Source organism: Streptomyces sp. NPDC021020 (genome assembly GCF_044333285.1).
Classification (GTDB): Bacteria; Actinomycetota; Actinomycetes; order Streptomycetales; family Streptomycetaceae; genus Actinacidiphila.
In genome coordinates this window covers 183,115-198,302 of record NZ_JBIRQQ010000007.1, presented here as the reverse complement: position 1 = coordinate 198,302, position 15,188 = coordinate 183,115, and the positions used below count along the sequence as shown (strand labels likewise).

10 protein-coding genes are annotated in these 15,188 nt (G+C 76.5%); all 10 read left to right on the top strand.

Annotated features, from left to right (window positions below; all coding sequences use genetic code 11):
- The first annotated feature begins 3 nt into the window (after positions 1-3).
- The 10 genes from ACH4SL_RS22255 to ccrA are packed head-to-tail and all read left to right on the top strand — an operon-like array spanning position 4 to position 15,127.
- Positions 4-1,062 carry a putative sugar O-methyltransferase gene (locus ACH4SL_RS22255; protein ID WP_398448153.1) on the top strand — a complete coding sequence of 353 codons (1,059 nt, stop codon included), beginning with the start codon at positions 4-6 and terminating at the stop codon, positions 1,060-1,062.
- Positions 1,059-2,894 carry a condensation domain-containing protein gene (locus tag ACH4SL_RS22250; RefSeq protein ID WP_398448151.1) on the top strand — a complete coding sequence of 612 codons (1,836 nt, stop codon included), beginning with the start codon at positions 1,059-1,061 and terminating at the stop codon, positions 2,892-2,894. Before ACH4SL_RS22255 ends, ACH4SL_RS22250 begins: the two co-directional genes overlap by 4 nt.
- Positions 2,888-4,204 carry a glycosyltransferase family 2 protein gene (locus tag ACH4SL_RS22245; protein ID WP_398448149.1) on the top strand — a complete coding sequence of 439 codons (1,317 nt, stop codon included), beginning with the start codon at positions 2,888-2,890 and terminating at the stop codon, positions 4,202-4,204. Before ACH4SL_RS22250 ends, ACH4SL_RS22245 begins: the two co-directional genes overlap by 7 nt.
- Positions 4,201-4,959 carry an HAD family hydrolase gene (locus ACH4SL_RS22240; protein ID WP_398448147.1) on the top strand — a complete coding sequence of 253 codons (759 nt, stop codon included), beginning with the start codon at positions 4,201-4,203 and terminating at the stop codon, positions 4,957-4,959. Before ACH4SL_RS22245 ends, ACH4SL_RS22240 begins: the two co-directional genes overlap by 4 nt.
- The gene (locus ACH4SL_RS22235) at positions 4,946-8,074 is read left to right on the top strand and encodes a condensation domain-containing protein (RefSeq protein WP_398448145.1); all 3,129 of its coding nucleotides are present in this window, start codon (positions 4,946-4,948) and stop codon (positions 8,072-8,074) included. The genes ACH4SL_RS22240 and ACH4SL_RS22235 overlap by 14 nt, the downstream gene beginning before the upstream one ends.
- Positions 8,071-8,397: a hypothetical protein gene (locus tag ACH4SL_RS22230; protein WP_398448143.1), complete on the top strand. Its 327-nt coding sequence runs from the start codon at positions 8,071-8,073 to the stop codon at positions 8,395-8,397. The genes ACH4SL_RS22235 and ACH4SL_RS22230 overlap by 4 nt, the downstream gene beginning before the upstream one ends.
- Positions 8,394-10,475 (top strand): class I adenylate-forming enzyme family protein, encoded by a 2,082-nt coding sequence (locus tag ACH4SL_RS22225; protein WP_398448141.1) that lies wholly within the window; start codon positions 8,394-8,396, stop codon positions 10,473-10,475. Before ACH4SL_RS22230 ends, ACH4SL_RS22225 begins: the two co-directional genes overlap by 4 nt.
- Positions 10,468-13,509, top strand: coding sequence for an amino acid adenylation domain-containing protein (locus ACH4SL_RS22220; protein WP_398448139.1), 3,042 nt, complete (start codon positions 10,468-10,470; stop codon positions 13,507-13,509). The genes ACH4SL_RS22225 and ACH4SL_RS22220 overlap by 8 nt, the downstream gene beginning before the upstream one ends.
- Positions 13,506-13,778: a phosphopantetheine-binding protein gene (locus ACH4SL_RS22215; RefSeq protein ID WP_398448137.1), complete on the top strand. Its 273-nt coding sequence runs from the start codon at positions 13,506-13,508 to the stop codon at positions 13,776-13,778. The genes ACH4SL_RS22220 and ACH4SL_RS22215 overlap by 4 nt, the downstream gene beginning before the upstream one ends.
- Positions 13,775-15,127 carry a crotonyl-CoA carboxylase/reductase gene (gene ccrA, locus ACH4SL_RS22210; protein WP_398448135.1) on the top strand — a complete coding sequence of 451 codons (1,353 nt, stop codon included), beginning with the start codon at positions 13,775-13,777 and terminating at the stop codon, positions 15,125-15,127. The genes ACH4SL_RS22215 and ccrA overlap by 4 nt, the downstream gene beginning before the upstream one ends.
- Positions 15,128-15,188 lie beyond the last annotated feature (61 nt).

Sequence of the window (15,188 nt, the reverse complement as noted above, 5' to 3'; positions counted from 1 at the left end):
GCGATGAGCCGGTTCACCTCACGGGTCTTCCTGACCGTCCGCTACCTCGTCGGCCTGCTCGGGCTGACCCTGACCCGTACCTCGACCGAGCTGACCAGCTTCCGCATCCACGCAGGACACGGCCGGCACGACGGCTCCACGCCGCCGCCGGCGGAACTCGCGGCCGTCCTGGACGACCGCAACCCGCAGCTGCAGCAGCTGCGGGCGCGCTACCGCCGACTGGACACGCCCTACCGCCCCGGAAGCTTCTGGCGCCGCAGCCGCCGGCTGCGCGACCTGAACCTGACGTTCTTCCGCGGCGACAACGCCTACGTCTGGCAGCTGCGCCAGGTCGGCGACAACGCCCGGCTGAAGTTCTTCCTGCTCGCCCAGTACATCAGCCGGCAGGACACCCACAAGCTGCTGGAACGCACCGCCGAGGACGGCGCCTTCGGCTGCTGGGCGTTCGACTTCCAGGGGCTGCCGACCGCGAGCCGCGACCTGCTCGACTCCGTCAACGAGATGTACTTCCTCGACCGGCACTGGGACCTGCTGTCCCGCGAGGGCTTCACCGTCCTCGACATCGGCGCGGGCTACGGCCGCCTCGCGCACCGGATGTCGGAGTGCGTCCCCGGCCTCACGCGCTACCTGTGCGTCGACGCGATCCCCGAGTCGACCTTCCTCAGCGAGCAGTACCTGCGCTTCCGCAAGGCGTCCCGGGCGGCCGTGATCCCGCTGGACGAGATGGCGGAGCGGCTGGAGGGCGAGCGGCCGGACCTGGCCGTCAACATCCACAGCTTCTCCGAGATGCCGCTGTCCGCGATCGAGGCGTGGATCGGGCTGCTCGCCCGGCTGGACGTGCCCGCCCTGATGATCGTGCCCAACGAGGGCGACAAGCTGCTCAGCCTGGAGAACGACTACCTGCGCACCGACTTCACCCCGGTCCTCGAACGCCACGGCTACGTCCTCGCCGCCCGCGAGCAGACGATCGCCGACCCCGACGTACGCGAACTGGTCGGCGTCGGCGACTGGTTCATGCTCTTCCGGCGCGAGCCTGCGACGCCGGCCCAGGACGCGACGTGACGGGCGGCACGGCGGCCGCCGAGGCCGCGGCGGACGTACGCGAGCGGGTCGCGCTGGAATTCGCCGGGCTGGACGGCGGGGGCGCCGAGCTGACGTGGGGCCAGCGGTTCGTCTGGGACATCCTGACGGCCCTCGCCCCGCACAACCACTTCATCAGCCTGCGGCTGCGCGTGCACCTGCCGCCGGACGCGACCCTGGAGCGGGTGCTCGGCGCCCTGCACGCCCTCGTCCGCCGCCACGAGGTGCTGCGCACCCGCTTTCCCGCGGGCCCGGACGGCGAGCCCCGGCAGGAGTGCGACGGGCAGGGCACGCTGGCCGTCGAGATCGCCGCGACCACGCCCGGCCTGGTCCGGCGGACCGCGGAGCGCGACGAGGACCGGCTGTGGCACGAGCCCTTCCGGCACGAGCGGGAGTGGCCACTTCGGGCGGCCGTGGTCACCGCGGGCGGCAGGCCGCGCCAGGTGGTGCTGGTCCTGTCGCACCTCGCGGCCGACGCGTGGGGCCTGACCGCGCTGCGCGCGGAATTCCTCGCGCTGCTGCGCGGCGGAGGTGCGGCGCAGGCACCGCCGCCCGGCGTCCAGTCCCGGGCCCGGGCCGCGTACGAGGCCTCGGAACCCGGGCGCCGGGCGGGCGAGGCATCCCTCGCCTACTGGCGGCGGGCGCTGGAGACCGCGCCGCAGACCGTCTTCCCCAACCGGCCCGAGCCGGGGGAGCGCCCGCTCTTCCCCGGTACCGGTCTGCGATCGGTCGCGCTGGCCGCCGCCGCGCAGGCCGTCGCGGGGCAGCTGCGGGTCAGCCCGTCCGCGGCGCTGCTGGGCGCGCTGGCGGCGATCCTCGGCGTTCGCACGGGCACCGGCGCCGTACCGCTCGCGCTCGCCACGGGCAACCGCCTCACGTCCGCGGACGCCGCCTCGGTGGGTACGTACTACCAGGTCGCGCCGGTGCTACTGCCGGTGGACGCGGGGTCGCTGGCCGCCACCGTACGGGCCGCGCACCGGGCGTCGTCGCTGGCCTATCTGCGCGGCAACAGCGATCCGCGCGAGGTCGCGCGGCTCACGGCCGCCGAGCGGACCCGGCGCGGGGCCGCGCTCGGGACGCTGAGCACGGTGAACATCGCCCCCGAGGCGGGCCCGGCGCTGCCGCCCGCGGCCCGTACCGCCGCCGAGCTGCGCGCGCTGACCGCGGAGACCGCGGTGGTGGACCTCGAAGGCCGCGACGAGGAGCAGCTGAAGATCTACTTCCACGTCAAGGCGCTGCGCTCGCGGGCGGTCGTCGAGCTGTTCACCGACAGCCGGTATCTGGACGCGGCGGGCGCGCGGGCGCTGCTGGCCGGTCTGGAGACCGTCCTCATCGAGCTGTTCGAGACCGGCGACCTGGATCTGGACCGGGTCGCGGAGCTGACCGGCGTCACCCCGCTCGGGCAGCCCGCGGACGCGGTCACCGCCGACCACTGCCGGATCTCCCCGGCGGCGGTGGGCGCCCTGCTCACGGCGCTGCCGGGGACGTCCGCCGCCCGGGTCTTCACCGAACCGGCGGGCGGGGAGGGGGACGGGCAGGGCGGCGGCGTGCGGCTGACCGGCTACCTCGTGACCGAGCGGCCCACGACACCGGAGCAGGTGCACGCCGCCGTGCTCGACCGCCTCGACGGCGCCCTGACCATGGCGCCGCACCACTACGTGCTGTGCCGCGACGCCCCCGACCGGCCGGAATCCCGCGCCGCGTGGGAGCGCGTGCCGGTCGTCTCCCAGGGCAGCGGCCGTCCGGGCGACCCGCCCGCGGCCGCGGGCCCGCCGCCAACCACCGACGCATCCCCGGGGGCCCGAACGTGCTGACCGTCGTCATCCCGACCTACAACCAGGCCGACTGCCTGGAGCTGACCCTCGGGGCGCTGACCCGCCAGACGGCCGGCCGGGACGCCTTCGAGGTCGTCGTCGCCGACGACGCCTCCGTCCAGGACGTCCGCGCGGTGGTCCGCCGCCACGAGGCCGCCCTCGACGTGCGCTACGTCCGCCACCAGGTCAACCGCGGCCGGTCGGCGGCGCGTAACACCGGCGCCGCGGTGGCCCGCGGGGACCGGCTGCTGCTCATGGACGCCGACTCCATAGCCTCCCCGGGCCTGGTCGAGCGGCACCTGCGCCGGCCCGGCGACACCGGCCCCGAGGTGGTCTACGGCCGCCGGACCGAGCCCAGCTGGGGCACCTTCGCGGCGCTGGCCGAGGGCACACCGCCCGCCGACGGCACCCTGCTGCCGATGGAGGGCGACCACCGCGACCTGCCGCAGACCGACCCGGCCGCCTTCGACGTCTACCGGCGCACGGGCTGGATGTTCGGCTTCACCCACAACCTCTCGCTGCCGCGCGACCTCTACGAGGCGGTCGGCGGGTTCGACGAGTCGTTCGTGCAGTGGGGCTACGAGGACACCGACTTCACGTACCGCATCTACCGGCACTTCGGCCGCGACAGCAGCCGCTTCCGCTACGAGCCCGCCGCCGTGTGCCACCACGCCCCGCACTTCCGGGACTGGACGACGGAATGGGAGCGGACCAAGCCGGTCCTGCCCTTCCTCGTCGACAAGTACCGGCACTACGACATCGAGTTCTTCACCCACCCCTCGGACAACCACCGCCGGGTCGCCCGCACGCTGCCCTTCTACGAGGACTGCCGGGAGTTCCTGCGCGACCACCCCGGCCGCCTCCCCGCCGACCGGGTCGCCAAGGCGCTCGGCCTGCCGGCCGGCGCGAGCAGCCTGTGGATCGGCTTCGACCTCGCCGCCGCGGCCGCCGCGGGCCGCGTCACCACCGTCGACCACGGCGCCCCCTTCGGGCCCGGCAACCCGCACCTGTTCGGGGTGCGCACCCACTACCCGGACGGCGCCTTCGACGCCGCCGTTCACCTCGACCTGTGGCGCATGCTCACCCCCATCGACCTGTCCGCGCTGGTCATGGACAGCTTGCGCATCGCGCGCACCGCGCTGCTCGTCCGCTCCAAGCACGTCCACCGGGACCCCGCCGACGGCATCGGCATGATCGACGACCTCGGCTACCTCGTGTCGATGCTCGGCCCCCGCTACGAGGCCGGGATCCACCACGAGGACGACGAGATCGCCGTCCTCGCCCTCGCACCGCGGGAGGACGCCCGATGACCGCCCCGGCGCCGGGCGCGGTGGCCGCCGTCGCCTTCGACCTCGACGGCACGCTCGTCGACCTGGAGCGCTTCCACCACGACGCGTGGCTCGCCGCCGCCCGGCAGGCGGGCGTGACCCTCACCCGCGAGCAGGCGCAGCACCGGCTGCCGCACCTCATCGGCGGTCCCGACCCGCTGGTCGCGGCCGAGATCGCGGCCCTCTCCCCGTCCGGCGCCCCCGCCGCCGGCATCCTCGCCGCCAAGCACCCCGCCTTCGACGAACTCGTGGGCCGCGTCCCGGAGATCGTGCCGCGCGCCGGGGTCCGCACCGTCCTGGAGGGGCTGCGCGACCGGGGCGTGCCGCTGGCCGTCGGCACCGCGACCGGGCGGGACACCGCGCTGACCGTCCTGCGCCGCGCAGGGCTGCTGGAGTTGTTCGGCGAGGCCCGGGTCGTCGCCGCGCAGGACGTGCCGCGGCTCAAGCCCGCGCCGGACGTCTATCTGGCGACCGCCCGGCTGCTGGGCGTGCCCGCCGGGCGGCAGCTCGTCTTCGAGGACTCCGCCACCGGAGCGGCCGCCGCCCGCGCGGCGGGCAGCCCCGTCGTGGCCGTCCCCACCGTCCACGACCCCGACTACCTGCGGCGCTTCGACGAGCTGGGAGCCCTGGCGGTGGCCGGGGAGTGGGCGGAACCGGACCTGACGTCCCTGCTCGACCGCCTGCTCGGCGGCGACACCCGCAGCGCAACCGTGCGAGCCGCGTATGTCCGCGCCTGACCGCGACCCGGCCGCGGACCGGGCGGTCCCCGCCGCCGACCGCGGGCCGCTCACCGCCGCGCAGCGCCGGCTGTGGTTCCTGAACCGACTCGACCCGGACGACGCCGCGTACACCATCTCCGCCGCCGTACGGCTGCGCGGCGACCTCGACACCGACCGGCTCGTCCGCGCGCTGGACTGCGTCGTCGCCGGGCACGAGAGCCTGCGCACCCGCTTCACCGACCGCGACGGCGAGCCCGTGCAGGAGGTGCTGGCGCCGCGCACCACACCGGTGCACCGCGCCGACGTCCACAGCGAGGAGGAGCTGCGCGGGGCCGTGGAGGAGCTGATCCGGCGGCCGTTCGACCTCGCCGAGGGGCACCTCGTCCGGGTCGGGCTGCTGCGGGCGGGTCCCGCCGACCACGTGCTGTGCGTCGTCACGCACCACATCGTCGGCGACGGCTGGTCGCTCAACCTGCTCTACCGGCAGACCGCCGACGCCTACCGCGGCAGCGCCCCCGTGCCACCGGCCCTGCGCTACCTCGACCACGCCCGCGCCGAGAAGGCCGCGGACGAGGCCTCGCTCGCCTTCTGGCGCAAGGCCCTGGAGCAGCCCCCCGCGCTGGAACTCCCGCTGGACCGCCCCCGCCCGGCCCGCCGCACCTCGGCCGGCGTCGCGGTGCTGCGCTCCTTCGACGACGGCACCTGGGACGAGGTGCAGCGCGTCGCCCGCGAGCTGCGCTGCACCCCCTTCATGGTGCTGATGACCGCCTACCAGCTGATGCTCGGCCGGCTCACCGGCCAGGACGACCTGTGCGTCGCCACACCGGTCGCCGGGCGGGACGAGGTGGCCGCCGAGTCGGTCTTCGGCTACTTCGTACGGATGCTGGTGCTGCGCGCCGACCTGTCGGGGGAGGTGGCCGTACGCGACCTGGTCCGCCGCACCCGCACCGCCTGCATGGGCGCCTTCACCCACCAGGAGGTCCCCTTCGAGGAGCTGGTCGCCGACCTCGGGCTCGCCCGCGACCCCGGCCGCAACCCCTTCTTCCAGGCCGTCTTCACCCTGCACTCCACCATGGACGTCTCGGCGACCGGCTTCGACGGGGCCGAGGGCTTCCCCGGCGTCACGGCCGAGGGGTACGGCGACGGGCCGCGGCACACCCTCACCGACATCGCCGTGGACGTCTTCGTCACCCCGACCGCGATCAACGCCCGGGCCGGGCAGGACCGTATGGACGTGCTGCTCACCGCGAGCGCCGACGTCTTCGCACCGGAGACCGCGGAGCGGTTCGCCGACCGCTTCGCCGCCGTGCTGCGCGCCGTCCTGACCGGCCTGGACACCCCCGTACGCGACCTGCCGCCGGTCGGCGCCGACGACGAGGCCGAGCTGATCGCGCTCGGCACCGGCCCGGCCGTCCCCGGCGGCCCGCCACTGCTCGACGCCGTCGCGGCGGCCGTCGCCGCCGCGCCCGACGCGGTCGCCGTCCGCAGCGGCGCCGACGAGGTCGGCTACCGGGAGCTGTGGGAACGCGCCGGGGCGCTCGCCGAGGACCTGCGTGCGGCGGGCGTGGAACCCGGGCACCTGGTCGCGGTGAGCCTGCCGCGCGGGCCCGGGCAGATCGCCGCGTTGCTCGCGGTCTGGCGCGCCGGGGCCGGGTACCTCCCCCTCGATCCCGTGCTGCCCTGGATCCGCCGGGACACGATGACCGCGCAGGTCCCGGTGGCCGCGGTCGTGACCGCCGCCGGTGTCGGACCCGGCGCGGAGAACCCCGTGCGGGTGCCGGACCCGGGCTACGTCCTGTTCACCTCCGGCTCCACCGGCACACCCAAGCCCGTCCTGGTCGGGCGCGCCGCGCTGCGCGAACGCGCCGCGTGGATGGCCGGGGCCTACGGGCTGACCGCCGCCGACCGCGTCGTGCAGTTCGCCGACCTCGGCTTCGACACCCACGCGGAGGAGATCTGGCCCGCGCTGGCCACCGGCGCCACGCTGGTGCTGCTGCCCGGCGGGACACGCACCCTGCCCGACGTGCTCGCCGCCGACGCGGACGTCACCGTGCTGGACCTGCCCACCGCGTACTGGCAGGCGCTGCTCGACCTCGGCCCGGCCTGGCCGCAGGCGCTGCGGCTGGTGATCCTCGGCGGCGAGCAGGTGGACGCCTCCGCGGTCGCCCGCTGGCGCGAGCGGCACGGCGACCGCGTCCGGCTCGTCAACACCTACGGCCCGACCGAGGCCGCGGTCATCGCCACCGCGACCGACCTGACGGCCGCCGACACCCTCCGCCGCCCGCCGATCGGCCGCCCCCTCGGCGGGGTGCGCGCGTACGTGCTGGACGCCGCAGGACGCCTGGTGCCGCGCGGCACGGCGGGCGAGCTGCACCTGGCCGGCGGCGGGCTCGCCGACGGCTACCTCGGCCGCCCCGACCTCACCGCCGAGCGCTTCGTCCCCGACCCGCGCGGCGGCGGCCGGATGTACCGCACCGGCGACCGCGTCCGCTGGCGCACCGACGAGCCCGTGCTGGAATTCCTCGGCCGCCTCGACCGCCAGCTCAAGGTGCGCGGCGTGCGCGTCGAACCCGGTGAGGTCGAGGCCGTGCTGACCGCCCACCCGGCCGTCGGCCAGGTCGTCGTCACCGCCGCCGGACAGCTGCTCGTCGCGTACGTCACCGGCTCCGCCACCCCGGAGGAGGTACGCGCCCACGCCGCCGGGCGGCTGCCCGCGCTGCTGGTGCCCGGCGCCGTCGTCGTCCTGCCCGCGCTGCCGCTCACCGCCAACGGCAAGGTCGACCTCGCCGCGCTGCCCGCCCCGGCCGCGGGCGCCGCCCCGGGCACCTTCCGGCCGCCGCGCACCGACGCGGAGCGGCTGGTCGCCGAGGTCTTCGCGGACCTGCTGGCGGCCGAACGCGTCGGCGCCCTGGACGACTTCTTCGCCCTCGGCGGCCACTCCCTGCTGGCGGTGCGGGCGATCGGCCGCCTGCGCGCCGCCGTGGGCCTCGATCTGCCCGTCCGCCTGCTGTTCGAGCGGCCCACGGTCGAGGCGTTCGCCCAGGCGGTGGAGGCCGAACTCGTCGCGGAGATCGGGCGCCTGACGGACGAGGAGACGGCGAGGGAGCTCGCCGGCGGAACGGGGGCACCGTGACCGCCCCCGTCGCCCGGTACGTCCTGCCGGCGGTGGGCCCGGCTCCCGCGCCGGTCGCGGGCCCGGCTCCCGCGGCGGTCGCGGCACGGGCCGTCCGCGCCCGGTGGCGCCGGCTCGTGCGGCGCCGCCCGACCCCGGCCACGGCGGCGGCCGCGGTACGGGCCGTACCGCGTTCCGGCAGCGCCGGAAGCCCGCGGCCGGCCCCGATCCGGGCGGGCCGCGACGCGGCCCCCGCCGCCGCGAGCCCGCCGCCGGACCGCGCCGCCCGTACCGTCCCGGCCCCCGGGCCCGGCACCGCACCCACCGCCCGGGAGGCGCGATGAGCACCCCGCGACCGGGCGCCGACGTCCGCGCCGCCGCCGCTGCCCGTACCGCCCTCACCGTGCCGCAACTGCTCGCCGCCCGCGCCGCGGCCCAGCCCGGCCACGTCGCCGTGACGCAGGGCGCCGACGCGCTCTCCCTGAGCGCCTGGCAGGCCCGTACGCAGGCGGTCGCCGCCGGGCTGCGGGCCGCGGGGGTACGGCCGGGCGAGCGGGTCGGGCTGCTGTACGGGGCCCGGGACTGGATCGCGTACGCCTGCTCCTACACCGGCGTGCTCGCCGCCCGAGCCGTCGCCGTACCGATCTCCACCCGCACGGCGCCCGCGGAAGCCGCGTACATGCTGGAGCACAGCGGCGCGACCGCGCTGCTGCACGGGCCCGGCGCCGAGCGCTTCGACACCCCCGTACGGCTGCGCTGGGGCCCGCAGGACGTCGCCGCACTGCCGCAGGCCCGGCCGGTCGAGGGGCCGCGGCCCGGCGACCCGGCGCAGATCCTCTACACCTCGGGCACCACCGGGCGGCCCAAGGGCGTGCTCGCGGCGCACGCCAACCTCACGTACGGCATGCGGCTCGACCCGCCGCTGCGGACCCTCGCGCACTCCCGGGTCTTCCTGCACGCCTTCCCCATCGGCACCAACGCCGCCCAGACCATGCTCTTCAACGCGCTCACCGCGCACCCGGGGATGCTGGTCACCGCGCGCTTCGCGCCCGACCCCTTCGCGCGGCTGATCGAGCAGCACCGGGTGGGCAGCGTCTTCGTCGTCCCGGCGATGGCGATCGAGCTGCTCGCCTCCGGCGCGCTGGAGCGGTACGACACCTCCGGCGTCGCGCTGTTCGGCTCCACCGCCGCCGCGCTGCCGCCCAGCGTCGCGACCGGGCTCGCCGCAGCGCTGCCCGGCGCGACGATCGTCAACTACTACACCTCCACCGAGGCCGCGCCCACCCAGACCAGCATGATCTTCAGCCCGCGGCGGCCCGCGGCCATCGGCCTCGCCGCCGCGGGCGGCGCGCTGCGGGTGTGCGACGCGGACGGGCGGGCGTGCCCGGCCGGGGTGACCGGCGAGGTGTGGATGCGCAGCGCGGGCGGCGCGCCCCGCTCCTACCTCGGCGACCCCGGCGCCACCGCGCAGGTCTTCCGGGGCGGCTGGACGCGGATGGGCGACATCGGCTACCTCGACGCCGACGGCTACCTCTTCCTCGTCGACCGGGAGAGCGACGTCATCAAGAGCGGCGCGGACAAGGTGTCGACGATCGCCGTCGAGGCGGCGCTGCACGAGCACCCGGACATCGTCGAGGCGGCCGTCCTCGGCCTGCCCGACCCCGTCCTCGGGCGCGCCCCCGCCGCGGTGCTCGTCGCCACCCGCGAGCTGCGGCTCGCCGAGGTGCGCCGCTTCCTCGCCACCCGCCTGGCCGCCCACGAGCAGCCCAGCCGCATCGCCCACGTCGGCGAACTGCCGCGCAACGCGGGCGGCAAGGTCGTCAAGCACCGTCTGCGCGAGCTCTTCGAGCAAGCGCCGGCGGCGGCACGCACGAGCGCGGAGCCCGTCGCGGGGGCGGACACGACGCCCGGCGCGGGCACGGGCGCGAACCCCGGCGGGAGCGGGGGCGCGGACCCCGGCGCGGGTGCCGGAACGGGCACGAAGCCCGGCGTCGGCGCGGGCGAGGGTGCCGCCAACGGTGCGAGGCCCGGCGGGAGCGCGGGCGCGAACACCGGCGCAGGCGCCGGAACGGGCACGAAGGCCCGCGCGGGTGCGGGCACCAACCCCGGCACGGGTGCGGGTGCGGGTGCCGGTGACGGCGCGAAGCCCGGCGCGGGTGCCGGAACGGGCACGAAGCCCGGCGTCGGCGCGGGCGCGGGCCTCGGCGCGGGCGAGGGTGCCGCCAACGGCGCGAGGCCCGGCGGGAGCGCGGGCGCGAACACCGGCGCAGGCGCCGGAACGGGCGCGAAGCCCCGCGCGGGCGTGGGCACCAACCTCGGCGCGGGCGTCGGCAACGGCGCGGAACCCGGCGCGGGCGCCACCACAGACACCAGCGCCGGCGACGGCAACAGCACAGGAGAGGGAGCGGCGACACATGGCTGAGGCAGCGACCGGCATTCCCATGACCCCCGCCCAGCAGGGGCTGTGGTTCGCCGAGCGGGCCATCGGGGCGTCGGCGGCGTACCTGGTCCCGGCGATCGTGACCGCGCCGGACGGTACCGGGCCCGGCGCCTTGGACGCGGCCTGGGCCGCGCTGGCCCTGCGGCATCCGCTGCTCGCCGCGACCGTCGCGGAGACGGACGGCGAACCGCTGCTGCACCCCGGCGCCCCGACGCCGGTCGTGCACCGCGCCGTCACCGCGGACCGGCTCACCGGCGAGCTGGCCGCCGAACTCGCCGCCGGCTTCGACTTCGCGGACACCGGCGGGAGCGCCGGGCCGTTCGCCCGCTGCACGGTGCTGCGGGTCGACGACGGGCGCACCGTCGTCATGGCCGTCGCCCACCACCTCGTCCTGGACGGGCTCGGCCGCGACATCCTCGTCGCCGACCTCGGCGCCGCGGTCGGCGGCACCGACCTGGGCGCGGGCGACCTCGGCACCTTCGCCGCCCTCGCGCAGGCGCAGACCGGGCGCGTCGCCGACGCCCTGCCCGCCGCGCGGGACTTCTGGGCGCGGCGGCCCGTACCGCCCGCCGACACCGTCCTGCCCGGGCTCGCCGCCACGCCCACCGCCGCCGAGCCCGCGACCCATCTCGACCTGGGCTGGACCCCGGAGCTGGACGCCGCCCTCGCCGCGGGCAAGGAGGCGCTGGGTGTCACCCGCTTCGAGGTGCTGCTCGCCGGGATCCACGCGCTGCTCGCCCGCTACGGCAACCCTCTGGTGTCGGTCGCGGTGGACGTCTCCACCCGGACCCCGCAGACCGCGGGCGAGCTGGGCATGTGGGTCAGCGAGCTGCCCGTCACACGCGCCGCCGACCCGCGGGCCTCCTTCGCCGAGCTGGCCCGCGCGGTGCGCGCCGAGGCCCGCGCCGTCTACGGCCACCGCGAGGTGCCCTTCGGCAGGGCGGTGCCGCACCTGCCGCCGCGGCTGGCGATGGCGCCCGTGTCGACCAGTTACATCCGGCTCGGCGCGGAGTCGGAAGGCCAGGCGTCCGCCCCGGTGGACCGGCTCTTCGCCACGGCGACCGTCCGCGCCGCGATGCACCTGCACTTCATCGACACCCCCGGCGGCCTCACCGGGCGCGTCCACATCCCCACCCGGCTGCTGCCCGCCGCCGACGGCGAGCGCGCCGTCGCCCACTTCCGCACCCTGCTCGCCGCGGCCCTCGCCGACCCCGACCGCCCGATCGGCGACCTCGACCTGCTGCTGCCCGCCGAAATCGCCCTGCTGGCCCGCCTCGACGGCCCCGCCCGCCCACGCCCCGCCACCACCGTCCTGGACCAGGTCCGGGCCGCCGCCACGGCCGCGCCCGACGCGATCGCCGTGACCGGCGGCGGCGACGCCCTGACGTACCGCGAACTCGTCGCCGCCGCACACCGCGTGGGCCACGGGCTGCGCCGCCGCGGCATCGGCGCGGGCGACGTCGTCGGGCTGTGCGCGCACCGCGGCACCGAGCTGGTCGCCGGGCTGCTCGGCGTCCTCGCCGCGGGCGCCGCCTACCTGCCGCTGGATCCGGCCCTGCCCCCGGCCCGGCTGGACTTCATCGCCGCCGACGCGGGCGTCAAGCTCGTCCTCGGCCACGCCGACGCCCTGCCCGGCGTCGCCGCGGGCCCCGCGGAACCGCTGCCGCTGGACGGCCTGGCCGCCTTCGCCGGGGAGCCGGAGACCGCGCCCGCCGCCACCGACCCGGACGGGCTCGCGTACGTCATCTACACCTCCGGCTCGACCGGCAGCCCCAAGGGCGTCGAGGTCGGCCACGCCGCGCTCGCCAACCTCGTCGCCGCCATCGGCGAGCTGACCGGCGCCGGCCCGGCCGACCGCTGGCTGCATCTGACCAGCCTGTCCTTCGACATCAGCGCCCTGGAGCTGTTCGCGCCGCTCACCGCCGGCGGCCGGGTCGTGGCCGCCGCCGACGCCGCCGTACGCGAGGGCGCCGCGCTCGCCCGGCTGATCGCCGAGGCCGGGATCACCCATGTGCAGGCGACCCCGTCCGGCTGGCAGCTGCTGCTGGACGCCGGCTGGACGGGCGCCCCGGTCACCGCCCTGTGCGGCGGGGAGGCGCTGCCGCTGCCGCTGGCCCGCGGGCTGCGCCCGCTCACCGCGCGCCTGTTCAACGTCTACGGCCCGACCGAGACCACCGTCTGGTCCGCGGCCGACGACATCCCCGCCGACCCCGGCCGGATCACCCTCGGCCGTCCGCTCGCCAACACCGCCCTGCGCGTCCTGGACGACCGGCTGCGGCCCGTACCGCCCGGCGTCCCCGGCGAGTTGTGCATCGGCGGCGCGGGGCTCGCCCGCGGCTACCGCGGCCGGCCCGACCTCACCGCCGAGCGCTTCGTCACAGGACCGGACGGCGCGCGCTGGTACCGCACGGGCGACCGCGCCGTGCTCGGGCCCGACGGGCGGCCGGAGTTCCTGGGCCGCTGGGACGACCAGATCAAGCTGCGCGGCCACCGCATCGAACTCGGCGAGATCGAGCGCGTCCTGCGGGACGCGCCCGGTGTCGCGCAGGCCGCGGTCGCCGTCCACGGCGGGGAGCTGGCCGCCTACCTCGTCGGCGGCGCCGACCCCACCGCGGTACGGGCGCACGCCGCCGAGCGGCTGCCGCGCTACATGATCCCGCGCGACCTCGTGCCGCTGGACGCGCTGCCGCTCACCTTCAACGGCAAGCTCGACCGTTCCGCCCTGCCCGCCCCCGGGGCACCGGACGGCGCGCCCGCCGAGGCGGCCCCCGCGGGCGACGCGGACCTGACCGCGGTCGTGACGGACATCTGGCGCGAGGTGCTGCGGGTCGAGGCGATCGCCCCGGACACCGAGCTGTTCGACCTGGGCGGCCACTCCCTGACGATCATGCAGATCATCGCCCGGATCCGCGACCGGCTCGGCGTCGAGATGCCCTTCGACGCCTTCTTCGACACCCCCACCGTCGAGGGGGTCGTCGCCACCGTCGACGAACTGCTGCAGGAGGAGAGCGCATGACCGCCCCCGCCACCCCGGAGTCCGGACTCCACCACGAGCTGGCCGGCCTTGTCGCCGAGGCCAGCGACGGCATGGTCACCGCGGCCGAGGCGCTGGAGGAGCCCGAGTCGCTGGGGCTGCTCGGCCTGACCTCGCTGGGCTTCGTCCGGTTGATCCAGGCCGTCGAGCTGCGCTACGGCGTCGCGGTGGGGACCGACGACGACCTGACCGCGCTGGACACCGTTCCCGCGCTCGCGGAGTACCTGCGCGCGCAGGGGGCCGCGCGGTGAAGGACATCGTCGACGCCGTCGTCTCCGGGCACACCGGCGCCCGGGAGATCGCCGCCCTGGAGCTGCCCGGCAGCTACCGGGCCGCGACGCTGCACAAGAGCGAGGCCGGCATGTTCGAGGGCATGGCCACCGCGGACAAGGACCCCCGCAAGTCGATCCACCTGGACGAGGTGCCGCTGCCAGAACTGGGCCCGGGCGAGGCCCTGGTGGCGGTCATGGCCTCCTCCGTCAACTACAACACCGTGTGGTCGTCGATCTTCGAGCCCGTGCCGACCTTCGCCTTCCTGGAGCGCTACGGCCGCCGCGGGGACCTGGCCGAGCGGCACGACCTGCCCTACCACGTCATCGGCTCCGACCTCGCGGGCGTCGTCCTGCGCACCGGCCCCGGCGTGACCAGGTGGCAGCCGGGCGACGAGGTGGTGGCGCACTGCCTGAGCGTCGAACTGGAGTCGGCCGACGGGCACGGCGACACCATGCTCGACCCCGAGCAGCGCATCTGGGGTTACGAGACGAACTTCGGCGGCCTGGCGGAGATCGCGCTGGTCAAGTCCAACCAGCTGATGCCCAAACCCGGCCACCTCACGTGGGAGGAGGCCGCGGCCCCCGGACTGGTCAACTCCACCGCCTACCGGCAGCTGGTCTCCCGCAACGGCGCCGGGATGAAGCAGGGCGACAACGTCCTGATCTGGGGCGCGAGCGGCGGACTCGGCTCCTACGCGACCCAGCTCGTCCTGGCGGGCGGCGGCACCCCCATCTGCGTCGTCTCCAGCGCGCACAAGGCGGCGATCTGCCGGGCGATGGGCGCCGAGGCCGTGATCGACCGCAGCGCCGAGGGCTACCGCTTCTGGCGCGACGAGCACACCCAGGACCCGAAGGAGTGGAAGCGCTTCGGCGGCCGCATCCGCGAACTGACCGGCGGCGAGGACGTCGACATCGTCTTCGAGCACCCCGGACGCGAGACCTTCGGCGCCAGCGTCTACGTCACCCGCAAGGGCGGCACCGTCGTCACCTGCGCCTCCACCTCCGGCTACACCCACGAATACGACAACCGCTACCTGTGGATGTCCCTCAAGCGCATCGTCGGCACCCACTTCGCCAACTACCGTGAGTCGTGGGAGGCCAACCGGCTCGTCGTGAAGGGCCGGATCCACCCCACCCTCTCCCGCGTCTACCCGCTGGCGCAGACCGGCCAGGCCGCGTACGACGTGCACCGCAACCTGCACCACGGCAAGGTCGGCGTGCTGTGCCTGGCGCCGCGCGAGGGCCTCGGGGTGCGCGACGAGGAGCTGCGCGCCCGGCACGCCGACGCCATCAACCGCTTCCGCACCGCCCCGCTCCCGGCCGGCTGACCTTCCGCGCCGGGCCTGTTGACCTTCACCCTGGGGGAGGACCCAGCATCGGCGGGGCCGG

Bases quoted from the DNA above. Each gene is read 5' to 3' on its own strand.
- ACH4SL_RS22255 (WP_398448153.1), top strand. From the start codon at position 4: ATGAGCCGGTTCACCTCACGGGTCTTCCTGACCGTCCGCTACCTCGTC.
- ACH4SL_RS22220 (WP_398448139.1), top strand. From the start codon at position 10,468: ATGGCTGAGGCAGCGACCGGCATTCCCATGACCCCCGCCCAGCAGGGG.
- ACH4SL_RS22240 (WP_398448147.1), top strand. From the start codon at position 4,201: ATGACCGCCCCGGCGCCGGGCGCGGTGGCCGCCGTCGCCTTCGACCTC.
- ACH4SL_RS22225 (WP_398448141.1), top strand. From the start codon at position 8,394: ATGAGCACCCCGCGACCGGGCGCCGACGTCCGCGCCGCCGCCGCTGCC.
- ACH4SL_RS22215 (WP_398448137.1), top strand. From the start codon at position 13,506: ATGACCGCCCCCGCCACCCCGGAGTCCGGACTCCACCACGAGCTGGCC.
- ACH4SL_RS22235 (WP_398448145.1), top strand. From the start codon at position 4,946: ATGTCCGCGCCTGACCGCGACCCGGCCGCGGACCGGGCGGTCCCCGCC.